Here is a 22,776-nt window from a genome sequence, read left to right as displayed (position 1 = left end):
CCGCGCAAGACCAATAGCTCTCATCGAACACTATGTAAATGAAGGGGATATGAACGTTACCAGTTTTTATCGTGAGTTTAAGTCTCGGGAATGGGTTGAACGTGGCTATCGACGCAACGGATGGCGCAGGTAAATCATCAGGAGAGGCATCAAGAGAAACGGGATCTCGATCAGCGCTCCCTTGATGTTTCGGCTTCGCAGCTGAAATATCATTATTGAAAGGATCAAAGCCAGATTCAGCAGGTTTCCCGCGACGAACGTCTGAGGAAACACCAGTAAGATGACCACGAGAAGCGTCAGAACTCCGAGGACCACCTGGAGCGGGCGCCCAATATGGAAGCGTGCGAACATCTCCCGAGTTTGAGAACTGCCCACAAGGATGGCCCTCCCATGGCTGATGCAAAAATAGATCGTGATCAGGATGAGTGCCGTACTTATCAATTTGATCGTCATTGCCGAATCCTCTCCTCCAAGTCCTTAGCTTTTCGTTTGCGCGAGCATGGCATCGACAGGAGCGCTCGCCATTCTCACGGCAAGTTTGGGAAGTGCCCGGCCCAGCAGGTTTAACACCCGGCTGAATCCCGGCATGATCTGGAGTTGGTCTCTCCGGATGCCCTTGATGGCGTGGTCCACAAGTTTATCCACCTTCATCATCGGCGGCCCGCCCTTCGTGTCGGAAGCATCAAAGGCGTTCGCCAGCGGGGTCTCGACCGCAGGCGGAGCAAGTTCAAAGACCTTGATGCGAGTGTTCTTCAGTTGCACCCGCAACGACTGTGTGAACGAATGCAGTCCTGCCTTTGAAGCCGAATAAACAGGAGAGATCGGAAAGGGCGAGAACGCCAGCCCCGATGTAACATTGACGATCCCCGCCTCTGATTGCTGCTTCAAATGGGGAAGGAACTGCTTCACCATGCGAATCACTCCCAGGAGATTGGTCTCTATCTCAAGACCGATATCTTTCAAATCACCGCTATTGTCCTGAAGATTAATCTTGCGCATGATGCCGGCATTATTGATCAGGACGTTAAGTTTCGGGAACCGCCGGGTCACCGTTTCATAGAGCGCTTCAATGGCCGTCGGATCGCTGGCGTCGCTCTGGATCGTGTGCAGAGCTGGCTGCTCTTTCTTCAGTCGGTCAAGTTTGGCCGCATCTCGACCGGTCACAATAACTGTGTTGCCGAGTGTTAGAAAGCGCTTTGCAAGCTCTTCGCCTATCCCGGATGTTCCACCGGTGATCAGAATGGTGTTTCCTGAAACTTTCATAATTCCTCCTTCATCATCTAATGTGCCCGGTGGACACAATGTTGTCAATGGATACATAGATGCCCGAAGACTAGGCTTGGATTCAACTTGAGTGGGAAACTAATAGAGTGAAGACCCCGAAACGTCCTTATCATCACGGAAACCTGAGAGATGCGGTCATTGAGCTCGCACTCAAGAGCCTCGAAACCCACGGGAGCCAGAACCTGTCCCTGCGCGAACTCAGCCGAGATCTCGAGGTGAGCCACTCTGCCTTCCGGCGTCATTTCGCGGACAAGCAGGCTCTGCTGAATGCGTTAGCCATCCATGGGTTCGAACAATATGGCGACGTCTTGGCGCGTGCCATTGCCGACCGAGACGCCGATTTTGATAGCCGTTTGGTCAAGGTCGTCCGCTCCATGGTGCGTTTTGCCGGCACTCATCCCGTTCTGCTTGAGCTTATGTTTGCGTCGAAAAACCATCCCGACGCTCCCCCGGAGTTGTTGGAGGCCAGCGAACGCGCGCTCTATTCCGGTCCACAACTCATCGCCGAAGGACAGAAGGCTGGCAGAGTCATTCCTGGCGATCCCATTCGTCTTGCCCTTGCACCTTTCGCGGCTGTTCACGGGTTGATCGCGCTGTCTCAGAATGGAGCGTTGCTCGGTGCTCCACTGGATCGCCTGGCTCGCGAAACGGTCGAACAGATCATCATGGGGCTGCGTCCCCGAGACTGATCGCTGCATACGCAGGCAATTGTGGAGCAGCGTTGCATCCCCGATTACCTCCGATGTAATTGCGAGCGCCTCCCAAAGCGCCGATATTGAGAAAGCAGTAGATCGATATCAGCTTAGGAGAACACGATGACAACACTAACCATCAACAAGACCGCACCCCCGGAATGGCTATTGGCTTTTTGGAAAGAGATCGATGACAAGACCTTCGGCAAAGGCTTTGACTGCTTTGTAGAGGACGCGACATGCCGGCTTGGCGTTGCGGAATGGAATGGACGTGAGACGATCCGTGAAAGCCTCCGCGCCTTCATCGACACAGGGTTCACGGCGCACCACGATGTAGTGGAATACTGGGACGGTGGATCGATCAAGATCTTTCGCGGCATCGTCACCATGAAGCCTGATGACAGCAGTAAGCCCACCGTAAAGCCCGTCATGACCCACTTTTTCTACATGGACGAGGCAGAGCCGTCGAAGGTTCGTAGCTGGATAGGATCCGTAGGCCCCGTCCAGTTCTAGCAGGAGGCATAGACTCTATCCAAACGACTGATCGTCAGGATGTAACTGAATGCACTCTCTAACTCAAACCAGGCAACAACCGGAACACGAACTGGGCGGCTTCCTGCGCTACTGGCGACAGCAGCGTGGGAAGAGCCAGCTCGAGCTATCGCTGGACACAGGTATCTCTCAGCGCCACATCAGCTTCGTGGAAAGCGGTCGCAGCGTGTCTATAGAGAGGCCGTAGGGCACGCCACCGATCAGAAGACGACGGAGCTGGTGGACCGTCTGAAGAAGTACCAGGAGTCAAAGAACTGAGTGTGGCTCGAAAGAGTCAGACCGCAGTCCTGCCCATCACCTTTATTCGAGGCAGCGAGAGGATCTCCTATTTCTCGATGATCTCTACCGTGGGCCTGCCGCAAGACATCACGGCGCAGGAGTTTCGGATCGAGTGCATGTTTCCGGCAGAAATCTAAAGAACAACGGAACCGATTCGTAGGAAGTAGTCCCGGGGTTAGTTCTCCGAAGGCCGCTCCACATGATCGATCACCATTACCTTCAGCGGGGCTTTTCCCGGCTTCAGCTTTATTCCAAGCTGCTCCTGCAACGCTTCCTGAAATGTCGTTCCCTGCGGCTCAGGCGCAGGTGCGTCTGGAGATGTCGTCCGAGGATCCTGCCCGAAATCACCATGAGCTGGCGTCCACTTCAGTGTGAAGTCATACTTCCCGGTTAATCCGGTCGCATCCACCACGGACCGGCCCAATCTGCCAACTTGAAGAGACTTGGCCATGACCTCCATCGTGGTGTCCCGCCCACCCAACAGAATCATGTGGTCCGGTCTGTTCTCCGCCTCAATGCCACCACATTGCGACGGAAATACATCCGTATCTTTCTGCTCTTCGCCATGAACCGTCGTCACCTTAAGATCGCAAGCTGGCCCATCCTCATGCCGATGCAGTTGCGGCCCCAGAGTTCCCTGTTTGATCAATGTCATCTCCAGCACCGGAGTCTCTTGCGTCTCAAGATGCGCCACCAGCCCAAACCGCTCCTTCAGCAAGGCCTGCATCATCAGCCGCATCTGATCTTTTGTCGGATTCGTTATTGGGGCTCGCGCATTAATCTCATAACTATCGTCCTGTACCCACTGCGGAAGATGGAGCTCATGAAATTGTTCACGCGTTGGCAAATACTTGTACGCGAATAAGATGTAGGTCAACAGCGGAGAATCTGCAGTCAACAGCCCACCCGTGGGCGTATAGGCATCATCAGTACTCAGCCGAAAATTCGACAGCCCACTCTGCCCAGGATTCAACCGTACCGATGCCACTTCAAACGCCATCTTCCCGCCCGCAGCCCTCTGCCAGTCCTCGGCTACCGCTTGCTGCGCTCTTAGTTCCGCATAGTGCGCACCGAAGAATACGGGCCCGGTAACAGCAATGAGCAGCAGCAACGCCAACACAGATTTCATCATCGGGCTCAGCCTCTCCAGCCGCAGAGTCATAATCGAGCGAACTCTCTTGCTCAGGTCCGCGCCAGTAATTCCTGAAACACAAACCAGAGGAGACTCCACACAAAACCGGCAGGCCTTCAACAGACTCTCCGCATACGTCGTGGCATCGCTGCCCGTCTCCACCACGGCCTCGTCGCACGCACGTTCGCGCTCCTCCACCAGCCGCCGCTCCATCCACCACACCATCGGATGAAACCAGAACAGCGCCTCTACCAGCATGTGCAGCGTCGCAGTCAGATTGTCGCGCCGCCTAACATGCACCAGCTCATGAGCCATGATCGCTTCGATGTGTTCATCCTCGAGCCGCGCCGATAGCTGCTCCGGCCAGATCAGCACCGGCTGAAACACCTTGAAGATCCCCGGCTCCATCAAGTCCCTCGACAATAGCAGCGAGACCCTTGCCCCACGCTCCATCCGCCGCAGTACCTCAAACTCGCGACCTTCCACCGCTGGCACCGCCCGCCGCAGTTGCCGCCGCATCTGTCGCCAGCGCACACACCACACCAGCACCACCACCACTGCGCCGCAAAGCCATATCACCGCGAGCATGACCGGCGCATCAGCCTTCACTCGTTCCAGCAAACCCATACGGTGTGCAGGAGAGTCCGCAGCCAGAACCTTGAAATCCGCAAACGGCTGCCCCATGGCATTCACCGTGGAATAGACAATCGTTGGCCTTTGATCCTCAACGTGCTGCTGTTGTGGCAGCAATCCGCCCAGGCCGACTAATAGCGAGAAGGGGACCAGAAACTTAATCGAGGCGGCGAGCCAGAGCGAAAACCTTACCCGTGCCGCATTCCTGCGCAGCAGTAGAGTCACCAGCCACACTGCAGCTGCAAACACGGTTGACTGCCATAGATGGTTCGCAACTATCGGCGCAATCGAAGTCAGAGATTGCATCATCATGCCTCCTTCTCTTCCTTCAACCCCTTCAACGTCCTCTCGGCAAACTCCACATCGTCCAGGCTCAACTTGCCTGCGTCGATCAGGTGTGCCACCACCGGTCGCGACTCGCCACCGAAGATCGCCAGCAGCTCATCCACTAACCGTCGCTGCGCCGCATCGCGCGATATAGCGGCGGCAAACATATAGAAGTTGGCCACCTTGCGAGCCCGGCGCACCACCTTCTTGGCGATCAGACGATACACCATCGTTTGAATCGTCGTATAGCCAGGCCGCTTCTTCACCGGAAACGCCTCCACCATCTCGCGAATCGACGCCTCGCCCCGCGTCCAGAGCGTCTCCATAATCTGCATCTCAAGCTTCGACAACTTCGGTCCGGGCATAGGTTCTCCTACATATGTCTTACTTTCTATGACACGTGTCTTATGTTGTCAAGATCAAAATACAGAGCAGGGCACGTGGGCCCTGAAACATGCGAAATTGAATCAAGCGATTCGGCGCACACGCATGAATATGTCCGGAAATGGACGGAGATGCCCAATATCGAACTACTTAGAGGGTTGTCGCGATTGATCGACCTCATGTTTTCAGTTACTTGAGCGCTGAGAGAATGGCTCGAAAATTGCGAGTAGATCACACAAAGCCTCATTCGAGGAGTGGAGGAATACAAATGGCGTTTTTCGGAGAAGTACGTCTGGCGCTGCGGCGACTGGTTAGAGAACCGGGTTTCGCCATCATGACCATTGTCATTCTCACCCTCGCAATCGGAGCCAACACCGCGATATTCAGCGTGATCCACGCAGTACTGATTCACCCCGCTGGCGTTGACGCGCCGGAGCGGGTAGCCATGTTGCGAACGGAGTACGCAAACCTCGGCGTCAAATTCCCAGTCGTCTCCGTGCCGGACTACGCAGATGCTTCGTCTCTCAAAGCCCAGGTTGAAACCTCTGCACTTGAGCAGCCCATTGGGTACAACCTGATACAAGACGGAGCCACCCAGCATCTCGATGGTGCACAGGTATCCTGGCATTGGTTCTCCGTCTTTGGCGCGAGACCGATTCTCGGAAGGACCTTCGTCGAAGCAGAAGACCACCTGGGAGCCGATCAGGAAGCCGTACTCAGTTATGGCATCTGGCAAAATGCTTTTGGTGGTGACCCCAGCGTCATCGGGCGCACAATCACTCTGAATCAGAAAAACTACCGCGTCGTGGGTGTGATGCGAAGCGATTTCAGTTGGCCACGAGGAGTCAAGATATGGACTCCGCTGGGGCTTTCCCCGGATGCATACGATGTGCAAAATCGGTTCAACGAAAACTATTACTCGGCTGTTCGGCTGCGCAGCGGGATCAAGATCGAGCAACTACGAGCAGGCCTCGAGCAGAAAACTCGGGAAGAACACTTCACCGAAGGGCAGGCCGGATTCGGATTGAAATCCGGCTGGAGCATGGCGGCTACTCCTCTTACCGAGTTTGCCGCAGGCCCGCTTCGGAAGCCGCTTTATGTTTTGTTCGGGGTAGTTATTCTCGTGTTGTTGATTGCTGCTGCCAATGTGGCCGGTCTCTTCCTGGCTCGCGCTTCATCGCGGACCCGGGAGTTCGGCATCCGAACTGCGTTGGGCGCAACCGCAGGCAGATTAGTCCAACAGCTTATGACGGAAACGGTCATCCTCGGCAGTGTGGCAACTGCTTTTGGCATCCTCCTGGGACCAATCTGCGGAAAGCTGTTGCTGTGGGTCATTCCGCATAGCCTTGCAGAGGGCTACGTTGTGGAGACCTCTGCGGAAGTCTTGCTCTTCACTGCCGGAGTTGGGCTTCTGACTTGCTTGATCGCCGGAATGGGACCGGCCATCAAACAGGCTATCTCTCAGAAGAGGTTGAACCTGCACGAAGGCGGACGGAGCATGACCACCTCGGTTGAAAAGCAGCGGCTCCGCAGCCTCTTCGTAGTCTCCGAGGTCGCGCTCGCCTTTGTGCTTCTGGTGGGAACGGGCATGTTTCTCACCAGTCTCAAGCAACTCCAGCAGGTGAACCCAGGGTTCAACCCGCACGGCATCCTTGCCGGCACCGTGTATTACGCGGGTGATGCCTATAGAGACAATCAAGAGCATCAAACAGCCTTTGTAACCGCTGTATTGAACGGCCTCTCGGGCAGTCCTGGTGTCAGATCCGCGGCTGCTACTACCTCTTTGCCGTTCAGCGATCAAAAGGGAGCAGGCTCCTTTCATATAGAAGGACAACCAACAACAGCCAATGATCCGGGACCTCATAGCGAACTCACGACTGCGACGGCAAACTATCTCAAGGTCATGCAGATTCCCCTGCTCGCTGGCCGCTGGATTAGCGACAGCGATCGCGCCAACACTGCGCCAGTCGTGGTGATCGACAGCAGGCTGGCACACAAGTACTGGCCCAATCAGAACCCGATAGGGCAGCATCTTAAGCTTTCAAGCAGTGACCCCTGGTCCACAGTCGTCGGAGAAGTCGAAGCCGTCCGGCCGGACTCGCTCGAACAGGATTCAGGCGAGGGGATGCGGTACTATCCCTACTCTCAATTTCCCAATGAGGCCACGAGTTTCTTGATCCGCACCGACAAGGACCCGAATGAACTCACTAAAACGCTCCAACTGGCTGTGTCCTCCGCAGATCCGACACAGACCGCATTCGATATCAGCTTGCTGGAATCCCGGGTGAACGATTCGTTAGCTTCCCGTCGGTTGGTCGTCTGGCTCTTATCAGCCTTCGCCGGCTTGGCATTGGTCCTGGCGCTGGTCGGCATCTATAGCTTGATCCATTACGTGACGATGCAGCGTAAGAACGAATTTGGCATTCGTATGGCTCTCGGTGCGCAGCGAGGTCAAATTCTATCGTTGGTGATGAGGGGTGCACTCCTGTGGGTTGGTATAGGTCTGGCGTTGGGTCTTGTCCTATCCAACATCGCGACGTCCACACTACGGCACTTCTTTACAGAATTCGGTCCGGATGCAGTCTCTACATCGATGCTGGCGATGGCCATCATGATCATTGTTGGCGCGATAGCAGGGCTGGCACCGGCGCGGCAGGCCGCGTCTGTTGATCCTGCAACCATACTGCGAAGCGAGTAGCGACAACCGATTGGTTGCTCGCGAAAGTGTGGACTCTGACCGACCCCAAACGGGCGGCTTTTCGCAAAGCCATTCAGGAGCCACGGATACCGTATTTGTCAGCTAAGAACAGCTGAAGGTCTCCTGGAAGGTCCGAGGCCAGTTCCTGCCAGGTAAGCAGCTTGAGCCGGCACCGAAGCTCGAACAGATGCACGGCACGCATGACACGGTACCAGCCTTCGATCAGATCAGGACGGCGAGAATCACAGAAGACACAGAACGAGCCTCCAGTGGCATAGGCTGCGAGCGTGCCTCGTATCAATTGATAGCCGCTCTGCTTTCCATTCCGCAACGGAAGCTCTGACACGTCGAAGACCAATTCCAGATCACGATAGCGAGAGATCAGATTGGTCCTCGCGTTCTGAAAGTCCGACTCGGTAAGCTTCGCTTCGACCAGCAGGTCACCGGCTCTCATATCGATCTCGGTATTGTCGCGTCGACCGCCCGTTAGGGGCGTGCGAGGCTTAAAGCCAAACTCCGGCACCGTATTCGATTCGATTCCTAGCATGGCGCGAACACCGGCACGGGGCATCACCTCCGGATGGCAAAAGATATTCATCAGGAGCGCATCGGAGCTATTGGAGCAGTCCAGTTCTTTCCATTGCCAATTCGCGCGAACCCTGGCTCGCTTCGAAGCCGTATGCACTTTGCCGAGCCGCTTCACCCACTCTTCGTTAGCGCGAATGCTTTCGTACGAGAGTGGGTGAAAGTTTCCATGCCGGCCATCCTCTCCCTGTCCGAAGAGAATGCTGGGAACCTGCCCATCGGTGCGTTCATAAACAAGCCCATGAGTCGTTGCGAACCGCAGATTTCGGAGGCTCAGTTCGGTCCGCAGGCTTATACCGTTCGGGACATCGTAAAGAGATTGTTCGACAATCGGCATACTCCCCATGATAGGCGAAGATTTAGCGAATATGTGCGCTGAGTGGGGCGGGTGGCTCATGAGTTGTACCGGGACATGCGTTACCTTGTGGACCTGAGACATCCGTTACAAGCCCCTCACGGTGGCGATGGTTCGAGTTGAGGGGGCACGAGGAGACATATTTCCATGGCCTGCTTTTCGCGCGGCAAATGCTGGATAAACCGATATGCCGTCATCCAGTGCAATGTGCCGCAATCGCCACGAGATGCTCATCGGTACTCATCGCTTGTCAATGAGCGCATTGGCGATTTAGCACTCGTCGAGCCACTTCAGGGGTGTGCTGCTGCGAGCATAGCCAGCAAGATGTCCTGCGACCGACGCTGCCCATAGTTGGTGCTGTACGCACTCGATGTGATTGCAATGACCATGTGGAGAGATGGAACTACATAGATCTTGTTTCCGCCATTTCCAGAGGCGAAATGTACAGTGATCTGCCGATCCCCTGTGAACTCCGTTTTGGTATACCACATGAAGCTATAGTGATCTGCATAAGGATCGGAGGACGAGATCGAGACTTGGCTTTCCATGCTCGTTCTAACCCAATCCGCAGGTATCACCTGCCTCCCTTGAACGCGCCCTCCATTCAGGAACAGCTCGCCAATTGCAGCAGCATCACGCGCGGTGATCTTCAGGTTCCCCTGACCGGTTGTCCGGTTTACCGGAACATGCCTCCACTCGAACTCCTTGATACCAATCGGTCCGAACAAATTTTTCTTTGCGAACTGGTCGAGTGGCATGCGCGTTGCATTCTCAACGATTGCTCCTGTCAAGAACGCGTCCAGAGAGCAGTACTGATACTGTGTCCCCGGCCTTGTCTTCATCGGAATCTCATATGCGGTTTTCATCCAGTCGGTAGATCGATCAAGATTGTCCTCGTCCCCGGGACTGGAAGGATCTTCATCGTTCGCATCAAGTCCGGACCGCATGTTGAGCAGGTCTCTAATCCTGATATCCTGCTTCCCGTCGCGCGGAAGCCCTGGTAAATACATTGCAATTGGATCATCGACGCTGTGGATGAAGCGGCGCTGAATAGCAATGCCCATGAGGGTTGCGGTAATACTCTTCGTCGCCGAGCGTATATCGTGCAAAGTCCCAGGGCCGTCCCCGTTAAAATAGGCTTCGTCCACTAGCTTGCCGTCACGCAAGATCACGATCCCCTTCAGGTCGTGCCGCGGATCGTCCCGGATGCTCACGTAAAGAGAAGCTAAACGTGTTTCGTCGAGACCCGACTTTGCCGGTGTGGAGATCTGCCATGGTGCCGGGGCCTGCGCTGCGGCCGCTGCGTGTGCGGGTAGAAGACCTGCGAGCGCAATGCTATAGAAAAGAAGAAAGGAATTGAGAAGACGGAACCGCACGGATACATCATTCTCGATTGTCGAATTGCTCATCTCTGCTCCTGCCCTTGTGCCCGGTCTGCCGGTTTGACCTCCCATAAGACATTCACGATTTTCCACGCTCCGTTCCACCTTGCAAGTTGTAGATAGTCGATCCAAGTGGCGGCGTCGATCTTGACGCTGGCTGCGTCGCGGTCGACATCCAGTATCGTGATGGTCTCTAGTTGTTGGTCTTTAGGGAAGTGCGTGCCGTAGCCCTTGCCTGTATTCTGAACCAGAGTCATGGCGCCCATTTGATTGAGGCTGCTCTTGCCAGTCTTGGCATCCGTAGAGACCATCCGTTTCGCCAGTTCGGGATGTAGAGCTCGTTCCATTCGCTGGGCATCACCGGAATACCAACCTTCGATGTAGTCGAGCGCGGCCTGGCGAATCTCACTCCGGTCGTCGCGCCTTGTCGACGTTTCTGTCTGCCCGCCAGCGCCGACAATGAGCGTCATGTAGATGGTCAACGCCGTGATGTACCTCTTAACTTTCATTTTGCTCCTTCGACCATGGGACTGAACCGGACAGCGGCTTTCCTGAAAAGACAATACCGACGCACAATGATCATCACCAGTGCCGAAAGTCAGGCGAAGAGGCCATGACTTCCGGCACATGCAGTTCCCGGCAGCTGGTGAAATAATCTCATGATGGTCCTGTCGGGAGCCTCTCATCGAGTTCTGCGGTTTGCGTCGCTCGGCACATGGGCGCTTCTCGGCGTTCCAGTGGTCCTCGGTTTTCTGCGTCATAAATACCACGGCTTTTCTCCCCGCGATTTCGCTCTCTGGCTGTTCGCCTTCGCGGTCTTTGGGCCTGCGCTGTGGTTCAGTTCAAGGCTCGAATCGGGGAGGGAGGGGAAGATACGACTATTGGCGCTCCTGCTCGAAAGCATGGCGGCGCTAGCAATGATTGATCTGCTGCCGGGCTACTTTCTCGGATTTCTTCTTGTCATCGTGTCTTGGCAGCTCGCCCTCTTCTTCTCTGTGCCAACCGCGACCGCCTGGGGCGTACTACAGACAGCGGCTTTGCTCTATATCTACGCGCCAACCTGCGATTTCGGTTGGGGTTGGGCCGCAACCGGCTCCTACATCGGATTCCAGGCGTTCGCCATGGTGAGCGCCTTTGTAGCCCGCAGTGAAGCCGCGCTGCGGCAGGATCTAGGCCGGACGAACGCCGAACTCCAAGCGGCCCGCGAATTGCTGGCTGAGAGCGCCCGTGGAGCCGAGCGGGTTAAGATCGCAGAGGAACTGCATGATCTGCTCGGTCACAGTCTCACCGCACTCAGTCTTCATCTGGAAGTTGCAAGCCATAAGGTGAATGCTGAGGCGAAGAGGCCTATCGAACAGGCGCAGAACATTTCGAAGGGCATGCTAGGTGATATTCGGGGCGTGGTCAACGCCCTGCGCCGCTTTGAAAACATGGACGTGCGCCGTGCCTTAGAAGCCCTTAGCCGGGACATGCCGCATATCAACGTTCATGTGACGTGCCCGGCGAATCTTGAGATCGATGACGCCTGGCGCGCAGAGGTTCTGCTGCGTTGTGTGCAGGAGATCATTACCAATGCGTTGAAGCATGCACGCGCGGGGAATCTCTGGATTGAGATTGCTGCAGTCGGCAGAGGATTGGAAATCCTCGCTCGCGACGACGGCAGAGGAAATCCATCCGCCGTGCCCGGCGTAGGTCTTTCCGGTATGAAGACCCGATTCGAACAGCTTGGTGGCCAGCTTAGCTTTGGATCGGAACCGAGCGATGGCTTTCGCATTCGCGCCTATCTTCCCGTCGCTATGGAGTTGAACGGATGATTCGGGTGTGCATCGTTGAGGATCAGACGCTCGTTCGCCAAGGCCTGGAAAGTCTGCTCGACCTAGTGGACGATATCTCCGTCGTGGCGATCGCCGAGGACGGCGAGCAAGCGCCACGAGTGATTACCGATTGCCATCCGGACGTCGTGCTGCTGGATATGCGTCTCCCCAAGGCAGATGGCGCGGACGTGCTTCGAGCTTTGGCGAGGATCGGTTCTCTTCCGCCTACCATCATTCTCACGACCTTTGACGAGGACGCGGTTCTGCTCGAAGGCCTCAAGGCAGGTGCAAGGGGGTACTTGCTCAAAGATGTGTCGCTGGTGCAGCTCACGGCGGCCATCCGCATAGTCGCGGCAGGAGGAAATCTATTCAATCCATCTGTGACGCAACGGGTACTCAGCGGTGTAGCGAGATACTCCATGTCTGAACCCGGCGGATCAGTTCCTACCGAAGCCCTCACTCCTCGCGAGATAGAAATTCTCCGTTTGCTAGCGGGAGGCTATAGCAATCATGAAATCGCTCAAGTGCTAAAGCTATCGGAAGGAACGATCAAAAACCATGTCTCGAATGTCCTGGGAAAGCTTCTGGTGCGAGATCGCACACGCGCAGTCCTCAAGGCTATCCAACATGGCTATATCTAGGCCAGGCGATTTCATCATTCTGTAACCAATTGCGTATACCCGTGAAGCTGCGGAAGATCACCTCGCATGGAAGAATTCAGGCCGAAGGCAAGACACAGGGAAGCGCGAGGATCCCATCGGATTTAGAGATCATGCTAGCTCTTAGTTATTGAGAACAGGGCAATGCGCTCATCGAGGCACGATCCCCTGAGTGGCCCGGGGCTTCATCGAAGAAATACAGGACACGGTAACGAGGCGCATGCCAGCTTCTATTTGGAGCGCATCTCGGATGGATGACGCAGAACAGCGGAACCTGGAGGCGCGATGGCTTTCCAGAGTTTCTTCTCTCCAGCGGCCTCTTCTTCTCGCACGCCAAGATTCAGGAGCTCGTTGAAGCTGAGCATATGACTATCGAAGCTGTCGGGCTGGCACTTCTCGTTCTTCAGTAACTTCGCTCCATCGAAGATGGCGAGGCCCGCGATGTCGAAATTGTTTCCGGTCGAGGTATAGGTGAGATAGCTGTAACGCCCGTTCAGGAAACGAAGATATCTATCATCCTCGGTGAGTTTGCTGCTCTGCTTGTTGGTCCATTCACTGACCCGGATCACAGTGCGGAAATCCGTGGGAGCTTTTGGGATCGAAAGCTCGATCGCGTCCTTGGTACCGTATCGGTAGACGATCGACTTGTATCCGTTCTGCGCTGCGTCGACCTCAGCGCACGCGGATACGATGTTCTTGCTCTCCAGCGTGCAGGTGAACAGGAAGTCCTCCTGCTCTGTGCACAGGCTGGCCTTTTGCGCGAAGGCGCAAAGTGGGGAAGCGATCACTAGTGCCGTGAGTACGGTGCGGATGACAAGCTGTTTCATCGACATTCTATTGCGTCCTTCGAGTTCTGTCTCTAAAGTTTGCAGCATAATTCAAAGCTGGTTCGAAATATAAGCTGCTGGAAATGGTGGCTCTCTTGCCCCGCAAGAGTACGAGATTTATGTAATGAACTTTAGAGATACCACACTAGCGAGTGCCAGCCAGTGCAGCCACGCATTGCGAGGCATCTTCTGCGACGCGCTGCTGCATAAAGGCACGCCCCGCCTTCATGGCTGCGATGAAGACGTTCAAACCATTGGAGCCGCCGTTGACGGCGCGACGCGCGGTCTTAATGTCTCCGCGCCGGAGTGCCGCACGGATTTTTGGCTCATTATCGCTGAGGAAGCGGCCCAGCAATACAGCGGAGGGGAATGACCTGACGCGCACCGTGCAATCCATCGCCGCTACGCCAGGCGGGTCTGTTCTGGTGATCGACATTCTCGATTACACGGGGAAACATCTGATCTTTGCGGCAGCATCAGGGTCCAAAGAGGTCTTCTGGCAGCAGAGTCCAAAGAACATACCCACAGCGTTGGCTATGTCGCCGGATGGCCACACCGTTGCGGTCGGTCTGCAAGGTGTGGGCGCTAGCGAGGCCGGCGTTCTTCTGCTGGACGTAAACACCGGCAAGCAGACAGCGGCGCTGGGGTGGGACGAGCATCTGGATTTCGTTCCCGGACAGACCTACCCTCGGTGGGGCGCTGGCGTTTCACAGCTCCTATATTCGTCTGACGGTACCATCCTGTATGGGCTTTCGAACGATACCTTGTTCGCCTGGGATGTAGCCGACAAGCGATATCTCTGGATCCGCGATGTGCCGGCCGTGATCGAGGCTCCGAAAGACCTGCCCGATCCGCTGCCTTATGCGCACGCCACCACCTTTGCGCTCTCACCGGATGGGCACCAGATCGCTGCGGCACGGGATACGCTTCGCATCGCCACGGCCGGCCGCACTCGTCCAACTCACTTCATCACGCGCGGCGACGACCTTGCCCTCGACCCTCCCGCAAGGCCGGCGTTTTCTGCCGACAACCGCATTTTGGCTGCTGGAGATCTCAATGCAGCCCACGGGCACGGGAAGCCCGCCTATGCCACGGAGTTCTGGGTTGGAGGCTCCCTCAAGACACAGAAGATTGAGGGCTGTGGTGGCGGCATCGCCTGGACATACGACCCAAACGTCCTCGCCTGCCAGAACGCCACCGGCGCCCACTTGCGCAACATCCATGATTCGCAGAAGGACATCGGCTCAGCCGGACCCGTAAGCGATCTTCCATTGCTGAAGATCGGTAACTCGGTCTGGGCAGCGGCTTACCGATTCAATGACTGGAAAGATCCTACCAAGCCGCTGCCCCCTACTCTCGTCGAACTCGGCACTGGCAAGCATGTGACCGTCAGCTTGCCGGGCAGGCAGTAGAGGTTGGGTCAGCACACCAAACGTCAAAACTGTAGGCTAAGCCCTCGTATTCCCATGAGCTTCGACGGAGAAGCCACAAGATGGCATCATGCCTAATTTTCTGTCGGCGTTTTCGCAATACTATCGATGACTAATCGGTTCACACTCGCCTTTCGCCCTTCCAACCTCAGTCCTAGCTCCTGTACTGATTCCAGCACCGATTGTCCACCATCTGGGTCGGAGTCACCACTAGCTTCTCCTCCCGCTCGCGCCGGCAGATCGATCCCGCTTGCTTTCGCCATCGCCAGGATTTCTGCCAGCGAAATATCGAGGTTTACTTCGTAGTAGCCTTTCAGGCTGGTCATGTCGACTACTTGTCTGCTGTTACCACCGCCCATTTGCGTGAGTCGGGTCAGCATATCTGCGAATCCCGCCATCGTCATGGCGCTGGACTGAATATGCAGAGTCTTGGTCTGCATGTCCATCTTCTGGACGAAGATTCCTTTTACGCCCATGTTCATGGTTGTGCTTCCATCTGAGTTCACCTTCACTCGCATGGGACCATCCAAGGAGTCCATCTTTATCTCACCGGGCTTCAGCGGAGTGTTTTCATCAATGGGGGTCGGTGCCTCCGTCGCGGGTTTCAGTTTGGGTCCACTCTTGGCCACCACAAGCGCCAGCACCGGCTGCTCCTCCGTGGACGGGTGTGCGGTCAACTTGAACCGCTCCTTCAGAAGCGTCTGCAGCATCGCGGGTGCAGCATCCTTCGGAGCTCCCTCCGGCATCTTCGCATTGATATCAAACCGCGTCGTAGCCAACCAATCGGGTCCGTTCACCTGATAGGGTTTGAGGTTGTAAGCCATTGCTATCAGCTCGCGCAATGCCATATAGGTATATTCTGCGCGTCCACCCTCTACGTGGGGCCCAAGCTTCGGAGCCTGCCCAGCTTGCATCGCCGCAGCCATTTTTGCCATGTCAAGCGGCGCTGCCGGCTTCACCGTTGCTACCTCGAATGTCGCCTGTCCCTGCGCTGTATACGTCATGATCAGCGCCACCACAAGCACACAACCCCTCATCCATTTCCGCATCACAACCCTCCAGTGCTTACCTATTCTCGTGCTACCGGCAAAACGAAACTCGTAAATACGGGGAAACGATACCTATTGCCCATCATAAATTCTGAGATATGGTGCGGGTGCTCGGATTTCACCTTGTCTCACATCTAATCACTACTTCGTCTCCGTCAAGAACGGCCCAAGTTTCATATCAGCCACACAGGAATCATTCACTCTTGCTGCTGTCGCTACGAACCTTTCTACGATCCCATCGACGCAGGGCGATCCGGTCCCATGCGTGCCATTGTTGAGCAGTACAGTCTGGCTATTGCTTAGATTTCGAGACATCTCTCGTGACACCTCCGGCGGGGTAGCTGGATCAAGCGCCCCTGAGATCAGCAGCGCCGGGACATCGGAGTGGATTGCGGCATGGAAGTCTGCGGGTGCGTGTCCCTGCGCCCACTCCGAGCAGTAGTGTTGATACTGCCTCACCTGATAATCCCCAAGATAGGTTCCAGCGGACTCCTCTCGAATCATCGCCTCCGTCGTCCCAGGAACATCTTCTGCGCAGACAACCGAGAGACTCATGTCCCGATTGATCGCCTTATCGAGTGCTGTCCTTATTTGGAGTGCCACCGAAGCATATACGTTCCAATGTCCCTCATACGCTTTGTGAATCATCAACGGGAAGGCACTGATCACCTGTGGCATATACAGAGCAGGCCTCAGTGTGGATACAAACAGTCCCTTTGAGATAGTCACCGTCTGTTTGGAGCCGCCAACTGTCACCTCGGCCTTCGCCGGTTCCTTATCCAATCGCACCAGCAACGTATCAAACTCCTTGCGCAAATCGGGATAGCTCTGCTCGCACGCCGTATCCGCTTCGCAACGTTCTATGATCTGATCGATAGAACTCTGCAACGCATGCGAAAACGTCCCCGGAAACCTGTACTCCGGCGACACCACGCCCTCCAGTCCAATCGTTCGCACATGCTTCCCGTGTTGCCGCAAGTAAACTAATGCTGCGCGTGTCCCATAGGACGTCCCGAACACGTCAATCTTCTCGTACCCCAGGGCAGCCCGCACCTCATCCAGATCGTCCGCAAAGATCGATGTCGTGTACTGCGTCAGGTCCGCTGTCTGCTCCAGTTGTTTCCGGCAGGCTCTCAGCCGCTCTGCCGGAATCTCCTCTCCCAGTACATCCTGCGCACTATTCATATCCCGCAACGCACAATTGAGCGGCGCGGAACCACCTGTCCCTCGCTGGTCCACCAGCACCACATCACGCTCCTTGCGGATAGCGTTGGTATAACCCGTCATCGGATAGAGCTCAATAGCACTCTGCCCCGGGCCGCCCGCAAGCGGAAAAAACGCGTCCGCAGCACCGCCTGAAAGCGCTGGCAACACCATCACCTTCAGTGCCAGGCGCCGTCCACGCTTCAGCTCCCGGTTCTCCCAGACCGAGACCGTTCCGCACAATCCCTCGGTATTGCCATCTACCGTCCGGCAGGGCTCCAGTAGAACGGTGCCGATCGTCCGCGGCTTGAGGGTAAAAGCGGCAGCCTTAGCTCCCGGCCGATGCAGTGTCAGCGGCAGGTTCGCCGCACCCTGCGCCCACGTACCTACAAGCGAATCGCCTGTCGCACTTAGCGTGGCGACATAGCTGCCTCCGATGGACTTCATCTCTACATCGAGCTTCCCCCCGGCAAAGGTCACACTGTCCACCGGGACGATTGCGTTCCCCTGGTCCACGCTGGTCAGCTTCAACTTCAATCCATTCTCGGGCGTCTGCTCAAACTCAAACACCAGATGCTGCTTGCCGATCATCCCGTCCCATTCCCCGGCAATCGAATGTATCTCCGGCAACTGCGCTGCCATCATTGGCACCATCAAAATCGCCACAACCACATCCATTTTTAAGCCAAGCCATCCCCATCTCGTTTGCATCGAGCATCTCCTCGCTATTTTTCTTCTTGTCTAGTTAGTCAATCTCGAACTCAATGTCCAACCCTCGCCAGCATCAGCAGCAAAGCCATTCCAATCAGATAGGCCGCTCCTAGATACGCAATCGTATTGGCCAGATTCAACGAGTAGCCTCGAGCACCCTGCAATACCAGCATCGGCAAATCCGGCTGATAACACACAGGCCACTTTGTCATCTCAACTTGGCCGCTGAGGTCGGGCATACGCACAGGCCTCGCCTTCACCCCCATCTCAGCTAACTGCTTCCTGCGTATCTCAATCCACACCGTTCCTGCAACCGAGAGCGCCAGCCAGACCCCAATCCATATCCTGATCAGCAACTCAGACTCAGCCTTGGGAGCGCTCAATAACACGGGACGAAACACAATTCCTGCCGTAAACACTATCCGGTTCCAGTCGCACATCCGCAGGTAGTACTTGCGCATAGCATCGCGGGTCGCCATATGCTCAGCCGTCTGGGCCATGGGTACGGGTGCCCTCCACGTTACAATCACCCGCTTCACAAGCAGGACCCCAAGCTGCAGGTAGAGTAAGAACGCCGGAACCCAAAACACGGCGCGGATACTATGCTCCTCTGGAGCAGTTCGATAGATATGAGCCAGTACAAGCCCTGCGGCGACAGTGGCGAAAGCCATCACCCACTCCAGAGGCCAGTTCGTATAGTCCTTCAGCCTTCGCGGCGTAAGCGACAGCCCCACGGTAGACGTGACTGTTGCCTGTGCCTCTTCTGGCTTCGCAAATTGCCAGGCTTGCCGCTCGGCAATATTCACGTTGTACATGTGATTCCCATGGATCATCGGCACCAGCGCCACGATCACCCAGGGCAGCCACGAAGTATGCCCCGTCAGCATCATTGCAATTGCGGGTATATCCAATACACAGGGGATAGCCATCCGCAGCCAGTACCCACGCAGTATCTGTCGCCCAGGCCCTTCATAGAATCCTGCAGGCACTGGAACATTGAAGAACCAATTCGGTCCGCGCAGATGCGGTTGCTTCCCTCGGCGAACCACACCGCGAATCCTGCTCACCCAAAACAATACGTAAACAAGAACGGCATAATGCTGTAGATGTGCAGCTGTCATTTGCTACCCCTCCCGACAATCTCTAACTCTTTCGTGACCAGCTCTAAAATCTTGTCCTTGGTCCATCCCGCCAGCACAAACTGCGTCAGTGCTGTCCGAAGCGGCGTTCGCAACTCACCCTGTGTCCGTGCTGTTGGTGACCTCGGAGCCACAACCGACCCGGAGCCATGCTTTACCACGATCAGGCCATCCTTCTGCAGCTCGCGATAAGCCACGGCAATCGTGTTGAGGTTCACCCCAAGGTCTGCTGCAAGCTGCCGCACCGGTGGCAACGGTGTGCCCTCCGTCAGCTCGCCTCGCGCAATCAGCTCCTTGATTCCATCGGCAACCTGCTGATAGATCGGCCGTGCATCGTCGGTTTGAATGGTCAGTAACATTGTCTTGTGTATGTATACTCCATACACTTAGGGCGGTCAACAAGCGAGACAAAACTGTTTATGGATACTCATCTATTTCATGAAAATTATGAACTTGCTTTCACGATTTCCTAACCATAGCTTGAGACAGGGAATCGAGAGTTGAAAGCCTTTCAATGAAAGACCGATCACGGAAAACGGCAATAGTTACGGGCAGTTTGCTCTGCATGATCTTCGCCATGAAGGCTCTTCATGCGATGCAGATTTCTAGAAATGCGGTCGCCAACAAACCGTATTACAACGACATAGAAACATTGCAGAAGAAATTCGCACAAGGTTCGCTCAGTGTGCGTGACCTTACCGCAGAGTTCATAGAAAGAATCCATATCCTGGATCAGGCCGGTCCTGCCGTCCACTCAGTGATCGAAATAAATCCCGACGTTACGGCACTCTCCAACAAGCTCGATAGCGAACCGGCACACGGTGTTCTCTACGGAATTCCGATCTTAATCAAGGACAACATCGATACCGGCGACCGTATGCTCACCAGCGCCGGCTCTCTCGCTCTGGATGAGCCTGCACCCCGCGATGCAGACGTTGTAGCTAGGCTGCGTAGGTCGGGTGCGGTGATTCTCGGCAAGACCAACCCTAGCGAGTGGGTCAACTTTCGCTCCAGTCATGGGGTCAGTGGATGGAGTGCGCGCGGCGGCCAGACCCACAACCCCTATGTGCTGGACCGCACCCCGTGCAGTTCGAGTGCAGGTTCCGCTGCGGCTGTGGCCGCTGGTTTTGCCGTGGCGGCAATTGGCACAGAAACAGATGGTTCTATCCTGTGCCCGGCTTCGATGAACGGTATCGTCGGCATCAAGCCCACGCTGGGACTGGTCAGCCGTGCAGGTCTTGTGCCCCTCAGTCCCAGTCAGGATACCGCTGGCCCAATGGCCCGCAGCGTGGCCGACGCCGCCACTGTGCTCAGCGCGATTGCCGGCAGCGATCTGCGCGACCCGGCCACTGCCGAAGCGGATCAACACGCGACGGACTATAGGCGCTTCCTTCAGATCGATGGGCTCAAGGGCAAGCGTATTGGTATAGTTCGCCAACTCGCAGGCCGGGACCCCAATGCAGATCATGCAATGGAACAGGCGATCGACTTGATGAAACAGCAAGGCGCCGTGATCGTCGATCCTGTGGAGCTGCCGCACCTTGACGAACTCAGTGCCTTGGAAGGAACCGTACTGAGGTACGAATTCAAGGATGCAATCAACACCTATCTGGCCGATCATCCGAAGCTCAAGGTGAGAAATCTGGCCGACGTGATCGCCTTCAATCAGCGTGAAGCCTTCAGAGAGATGCCATGGTTTGGACAGGATTTGCTGGAACAGGTGCAGGCAGCAGGTCCTCTGACGGAGCAGGTTTATATCGATGCTCACGCCAAGGCCAAGCGCCTGTCTGGCCCTGAAGGAATCGATGCGGCCATGAGTACGCATCATCTAGATGCACTGTTGGCACCGACCTGGGGACCTGCCTTCGTGATAGACCCCGTGCTGGGTGACCCCGCGATCCGCGACCCTTCACAACCTGCGGCCATGGCCGGTTATCCGTCAATCACGGTGCCCGCTGGGTTCGCTCACGATCTGCCGGTCGGGATCATTCTCTTTGGCGCAAAGTGGAGCGAGCCAACGCTGATCTCAATCGCTTACAGCTTCGAGCAGCATGCTCACGCATGGCAGCCTCCACAATTTCTGGACACCGTCGGCGGCAAACCAGTAGCTGCTATGGGGCGGGGAATGCAAGGTGAGAAGAGTCTGTCCCATGAACCTCGAATCGATAAATAACCCAGGAGAACGCAATGAAGAAGTGGATGAAAACATTTGCGGCAGTGCTGAACGGTTTGCTCTGCATAATGCTGATGACAACGTGTGAGCTGATGGCACAATCCCCTAAGGCAGCTGCTGTAACCGCTTCCTCGCTGGTGGGAATATGGACGCTCACTGCGGCAGACAATCTTCAGCCAGACGGTTCGCGTGTTCACGCCTACGGGGCGAACCCGCAGGGCATCCTGGTATTCGGAGCAGACGGACGATACACAGTACAGATCTTCCGCGAGGATCGCGTGAAGTTTGCCGCTGGAGATAAACTCCACGGCACGCCAGATGAATACAAAGACGCTTCGCTGGGCATGAGTTGCCACTTTGGCCGCTACACCGTTGACCCAGAGAAAGGCACCATCACATTCCAGATCGAACGCGCTTCCTTTCCCAACTGGGATGGCGCCACGCAAACACGGCCGTTCACCCTCAATGGCGATGACCTGGAGTGGCGTGTGCCCGCCATTCCCGATGGGAAGATCCCGATCTCAGCCTGGCATCGTGTGCGGTGATCTCAATGATCGAGGAGGGAAGCGTGGGATGTGCACAACGCTTATGTACGTAGCTCGCACTGGACATCGCTTTCAGTCGCGCCTCCTTCAATTACTGGAACAACAAGAGATCCTGCCGATTGCTTTTGTCTCCAGCCACGTCGACGAGCTGATTTTGGTCATGCTTCAAGTGGAAGGGCCGTGGGCGAGAATTCATCGACTGCATACGAAAATATTGGAGCTTCATGGCGTTGACCTCTGCACGGAGCAGCAGGCAGCTTCTCCCTGCCTTCAAGAAGTAGTAGCAGAGGCGATCTGCTTTTTAAGATCTGCCACAGATCTTGGAATCAGACCCGATAAGAGAACGCGAACCTTTAGAGGACTCCAGTAAAGCCGAGCTGTTCCTCCGATACAATCGATTCGAAGCGTGAGGGAACAGTCTATGGAGATCAAGAGGGTGGGTACGCAGGCATCGACTAAGGGGCCTGTTGATTGGTTTACAGGCACTGTGCGTATCGATCCGCTGTTTCAGGCACCCGATCCCGCGCTTGTAGCCGGTGCAAGCGTTACGTTCGAACCAGGTGCTCGAACAGCCTGGCACACTCATCCGCTTGGCCAGACTCTGATTGTGACTTCAGGTGCGGGATGGGCACAGCGAGAGGGTGGTTCCATCGAGGAGATTCGACCCGGCGATGTCGTGTGGTTCGAGCCGGGTGAGAAGCACTGGCATGGAGCTACGCCGACGACGGCGCTGACGCACCTTGCTATTCAGGAGAGACTCGATGGCAAGGTGGTCGATTGGATGGAGCACGTTACAGAGGAGCAGTACGGCAAAGGCTGTTGCACTTTGCAGTAAACCGAGTAAAAAGCGAACAGGCGATGTGATTTCTAGATTTGTGCGGCAGATGTTAAATGGCTGCTTTTCTAGAAATGTTCTTTCCCTG

General features: G+C 55.8%; 24 protein-coding genes. 11 read left to right on the top strand and 13 right to left on the bottom strand.

What is annotated here, in order from left to right; genetic code table 11:
• Window positions 1–105: 105 nt before the first annotated feature.
• The gene (locus GSQ91_RS06470; RefSeq protein WP_158820441.1) at window positions 106–453 is read right to left on the bottom strand and encodes a hypothetical protein; all 348 of its coding nucleotides are present in this window, start codon (window positions 451–453) and stop codon (window positions 106–108) included.
• Window positions 454–477: 24 nt separating this feature from the next.
• On the bottom strand, window positions 478–1,320 hold the full coding sequence (locus tag GSQ91_RS06465; RefSeq protein WP_216845107.1) for an SDR family oxidoreductase: 843 nt from the start codon (window positions 1,318–1,320) through the stop codon (window positions 478–480).
• Window positions 1,321–1,370: 50 nt separating this feature from the next.
• On the opposite strand from GSQ91_RS06465, the gene GSQ91_RS06460 reads away from it, so the two are divergent.
• The 4 genes from GSQ91_RS06460 to GSQ91_RS25665 all read left to right on the top strand — a co-directional run bounded on the left by GSQ91_RS06460 (window position 1,371) and on the right by GSQ91_RS25665 (window position 2,944).
• On the top strand, window positions 1,371–1,973 hold the full coding sequence (locus GSQ91_RS06460) for a TetR/AcrR family transcriptional regulator (protein ID WP_158820440.1): 603 nt from the start codon (window positions 1,371–1,373) through the stop codon (window positions 1,971–1,973).
• 126 nt (window positions 1,974–2,099) lie between these two features.
• Window positions 2,100–2,489 (top strand): nuclear transport factor 2 family protein, encoded by a 390-nt coding sequence (locus tag GSQ91_RS06455; protein WP_158820439.1) that lies wholly within the window; start codon window positions 2,100–2,102, stop codon window positions 2,487–2,489.
• 49 nt (window positions 2,490–2,538) lie between these two features.
• Complete coding sequence (locus tag GSQ91_RS25670; protein WP_216845105.1) at window positions 2,539–2,715, top strand: helix-turn-helix domain-containing protein; 177 nt, start codon at window positions 2,539–2,541, stop codon at window positions 2,713–2,715.
• Window positions 2,716–2,788: 73 nt separating this feature from the next.
• Entirely contained in the window at window positions 2,789–2,944 is a 156-nt protein-coding gene (locus GSQ91_RS25665) for a hypothetical protein (protein ID WP_216845102.1), read from the top strand.
• 38 nt (window positions 2,945–2,982) lie between these two features.
• Here GSQ91_RS25665 and GSQ91_RS06445 read toward each other — a convergent pair whose 3' ends face one another.
• Window positions 2,983–4,884: a M56 family metallopeptidase gene (locus GSQ91_RS06445; protein WP_158820438.1), complete on the bottom strand. Its 1,902-nt coding sequence runs from the start codon at window positions 4,882–4,884 to the stop codon at window positions 2,983–2,985.
• On the bottom strand, window positions 4,881–5,264 hold the full coding sequence (locus GSQ91_RS06440; protein WP_158820437.1) for a BlaI/MecI/CopY family transcriptional regulator: 384 nt from the start codon (window positions 5,262–5,264) through the stop codon (window positions 4,881–4,883). The genes GSQ91_RS06445 and GSQ91_RS06440 overlap by 4 nt, the downstream gene beginning before the upstream one ends.
• 287 nt (window positions 5,265–5,551) lie before the next feature.
• Here GSQ91_RS06440 and GSQ91_RS06435 point away from each other — a divergent pair, with 287 nt between their 5' ends.
• Window positions 5,552–7,981, top strand: a complete 2,430-nt coding sequence (locus GSQ91_RS06435) for an ABC transporter permease (protein ID WP_158820436.1) — start codon at window positions 5,552–5,554, stop codon at window positions 7,979–7,981.
• Window positions 7,982–8,054: 73 nt separating this feature from the next.
• On the opposite strand, the gene GSQ91_RS06430 is transcribed toward GSQ91_RS06435, so the two are convergent.
• The 3 genes from GSQ91_RS06430 to GSQ91_RS06420 all read right to left on the bottom strand — a co-directional run bounded on the left by GSQ91_RS06430 (window position 8,055) and on the right by GSQ91_RS06420 (window position 10,812).
• Window positions 8,055–8,903, bottom strand: a complete 849-nt coding sequence (locus GSQ91_RS06430) for a hypothetical protein (protein ID WP_158820435.1) — start codon at window positions 8,901–8,903, stop codon at window positions 8,055–8,057.
• 308 nt (window positions 8,904–9,211) lie between these two features.
• Entirely contained in the window at window positions 9,212–10,330 is a 1,119-nt protein-coding gene (locus GSQ91_RS06425; RefSeq protein ID WP_158820434.1) for a serine hydrolase, read from the bottom strand.
• The gene (locus GSQ91_RS06420; protein WP_158820433.1) at window positions 10,327–10,812 is read right to left on the bottom strand and encodes a nuclear transport factor 2 family protein; all 486 of its coding nucleotides are present in this window, start codon (window positions 10,810–10,812) and stop codon (window positions 10,327–10,329) included. Before GSQ91_RS06420 ends, GSQ91_RS06425 begins: the two co-directional genes overlap by 4 nt.
• Before the next feature lie 150 nt (window positions 10,813–10,962).
• Between GSQ91_RS06420 and GSQ91_RS06415 the strand changes: the two genes are divergently transcribed.
• Both GSQ91_RS06415 and GSQ91_RS06410 read left to right on the top strand, forming a co-directional pair.
• Complete coding sequence (locus GSQ91_RS06415) at window positions 10,963–12,117, top strand: sensor histidine kinase (protein ID WP_158820432.1); 1,155 nt, start codon at window positions 10,963–10,965, stop codon at window positions 12,115–12,117.
• Entirely contained in the window at window positions 12,114–12,758 is a 645-nt protein-coding gene (locus GSQ91_RS06410) for a response regulator transcription factor (RefSeq protein ID WP_158820431.1), read from the top strand. Before GSQ91_RS06415 ends, GSQ91_RS06410 begins: the two co-directional genes overlap by 4 nt.
• Window positions 12,759–13,006: 248 nt before the next feature.
• On the opposite strand, the gene GSQ91_RS06405 is transcribed toward GSQ91_RS06410, so the two are convergent.
• Together GSQ91_RS06405 and GSQ91_RS06400 are read right to left on the bottom strand one after the other, a co-directional pair.
• Window positions 13,007–13,603: a hypothetical protein gene (locus GSQ91_RS06405; RefSeq protein WP_216845100.1), complete on the bottom strand. Its 597-nt coding sequence runs from the start codon at window positions 13,601–13,603 to the stop codon at window positions 13,007–13,009.
• Between the two features lie 145 nt (window positions 13,604–13,748).
• Window positions 13,749–14,039 carry a hypothetical protein gene (locus GSQ91_RS06400; RefSeq protein ID WP_158820429.1) on the bottom strand — a complete coding sequence of 97 codons (291 nt, stop codon included), beginning with the start codon at window positions 14,037–14,039 and terminating at the stop codon, window positions 13,749–13,751.
• Here GSQ91_RS06400 and GSQ91_RS06395 point away from each other — a divergent pair.
• Window positions 14,029–15,015: a WD40 repeat domain-containing protein gene (locus GSQ91_RS06395; protein ID WP_158820428.1), complete on the top strand. Its 987-nt coding sequence runs from the start codon at window positions 14,029–14,031 to the stop codon at window positions 15,013–15,015. The genes GSQ91_RS06400 and GSQ91_RS06395 overlap by 11 nt on opposite strands.
• A gap of 92 nt (window positions 15,016–15,107) precedes the next feature.
• On the opposite strand, the gene GSQ91_RS06390 is transcribed toward GSQ91_RS06395, so the two are convergent.
• From GSQ91_RS06390 to GSQ91_RS06375, 4 genes are all read right to left on the bottom strand, one after another.
• A complete protein-coding gene (locus tag GSQ91_RS06390; RefSeq protein ID WP_158820427.1) occupies window positions 15,108–16,082 on the bottom strand; it encodes a TIGR03435 family protein in 975 nt (324 codons plus the stop codon).
• Window positions 16,083–16,223: 141 nt separating this feature from the next.
• Window positions 16,224–17,996 carry an alpha/beta hydrolase gene (locus GSQ91_RS06385; protein WP_158820426.1) on the bottom strand — a complete coding sequence of 591 codons (1,773 nt, stop codon included), beginning with the start codon at window positions 17,994–17,996 and terminating at the stop codon, window positions 16,224–16,226.
• 50 nt (window positions 17,997–18,046) lie between these two features.
• Window positions 18,047–19,117: a hypothetical protein gene (locus tag GSQ91_RS06380; RefSeq protein WP_158820425.1), complete on the bottom strand. Its 1,071-nt coding sequence runs from the start codon at window positions 19,115–19,117 to the stop codon at window positions 18,047–18,049.
• Entirely contained in the window at window positions 19,114–19,494 is a 381-nt protein-coding gene (locus GSQ91_RS06375) for a GntR family transcriptional regulator (RefSeq protein ID WP_158820424.1), read from the bottom strand. The genes GSQ91_RS06380 and GSQ91_RS06375 overlap by 4 nt, the downstream gene beginning before the upstream one ends.
• A gap of 155 nt (window positions 19,495–19,649) precedes the next feature.
• On the opposite strand from GSQ91_RS06375, the gene GSQ91_RS06370 reads away from it, so the two are divergent.
• The 3 genes from GSQ91_RS06370 (at window position 19,650) to GSQ91_RS06360 (ending at window position 22,688) form a co-directional block, all read left to right on the top strand.
• Window positions 19,650–21,308, top strand: coding sequence for an amidase (locus GSQ91_RS06370; RefSeq protein WP_371417088.1), 1,659 nt, complete (start codon window positions 19,650–19,652; stop codon window positions 21,306–21,308).
• Window positions 21,309–21,322: 14 nt separating this feature from the next.
• Window positions 21,323–21,853, top strand: coding sequence for a lipocalin-like domain-containing protein (locus GSQ91_RS06365; RefSeq protein ID WP_254064388.1), 531 nt, complete (start codon window positions 21,323–21,325; stop codon window positions 21,851–21,853).
• 421 nt (window positions 21,854–22,274) lie between these two features.
• On the top strand, window positions 22,275–22,688 hold the full coding sequence (locus GSQ91_RS06360; protein WP_158820423.1) for a cupin domain-containing protein: 414 nt from the start codon (window positions 22,275–22,277) through the stop codon (window positions 22,686–22,688).
• Window positions 22,689–22,776: the final 88 nt, after the last annotated feature.

This window comes from Granulicella sp. S156 (assembly GCF_009766105.1).
Taxonomy (GTDB): domain Bacteria; phylum Acidobacteriota; class Terriglobia; order Terriglobales; family Acidobacteriaceae; genus Granulicella.
Note: the sequence above shows the minus strand (reverse complement) of the source record. Positions and strands in the feature narration are given on the sequence as shown.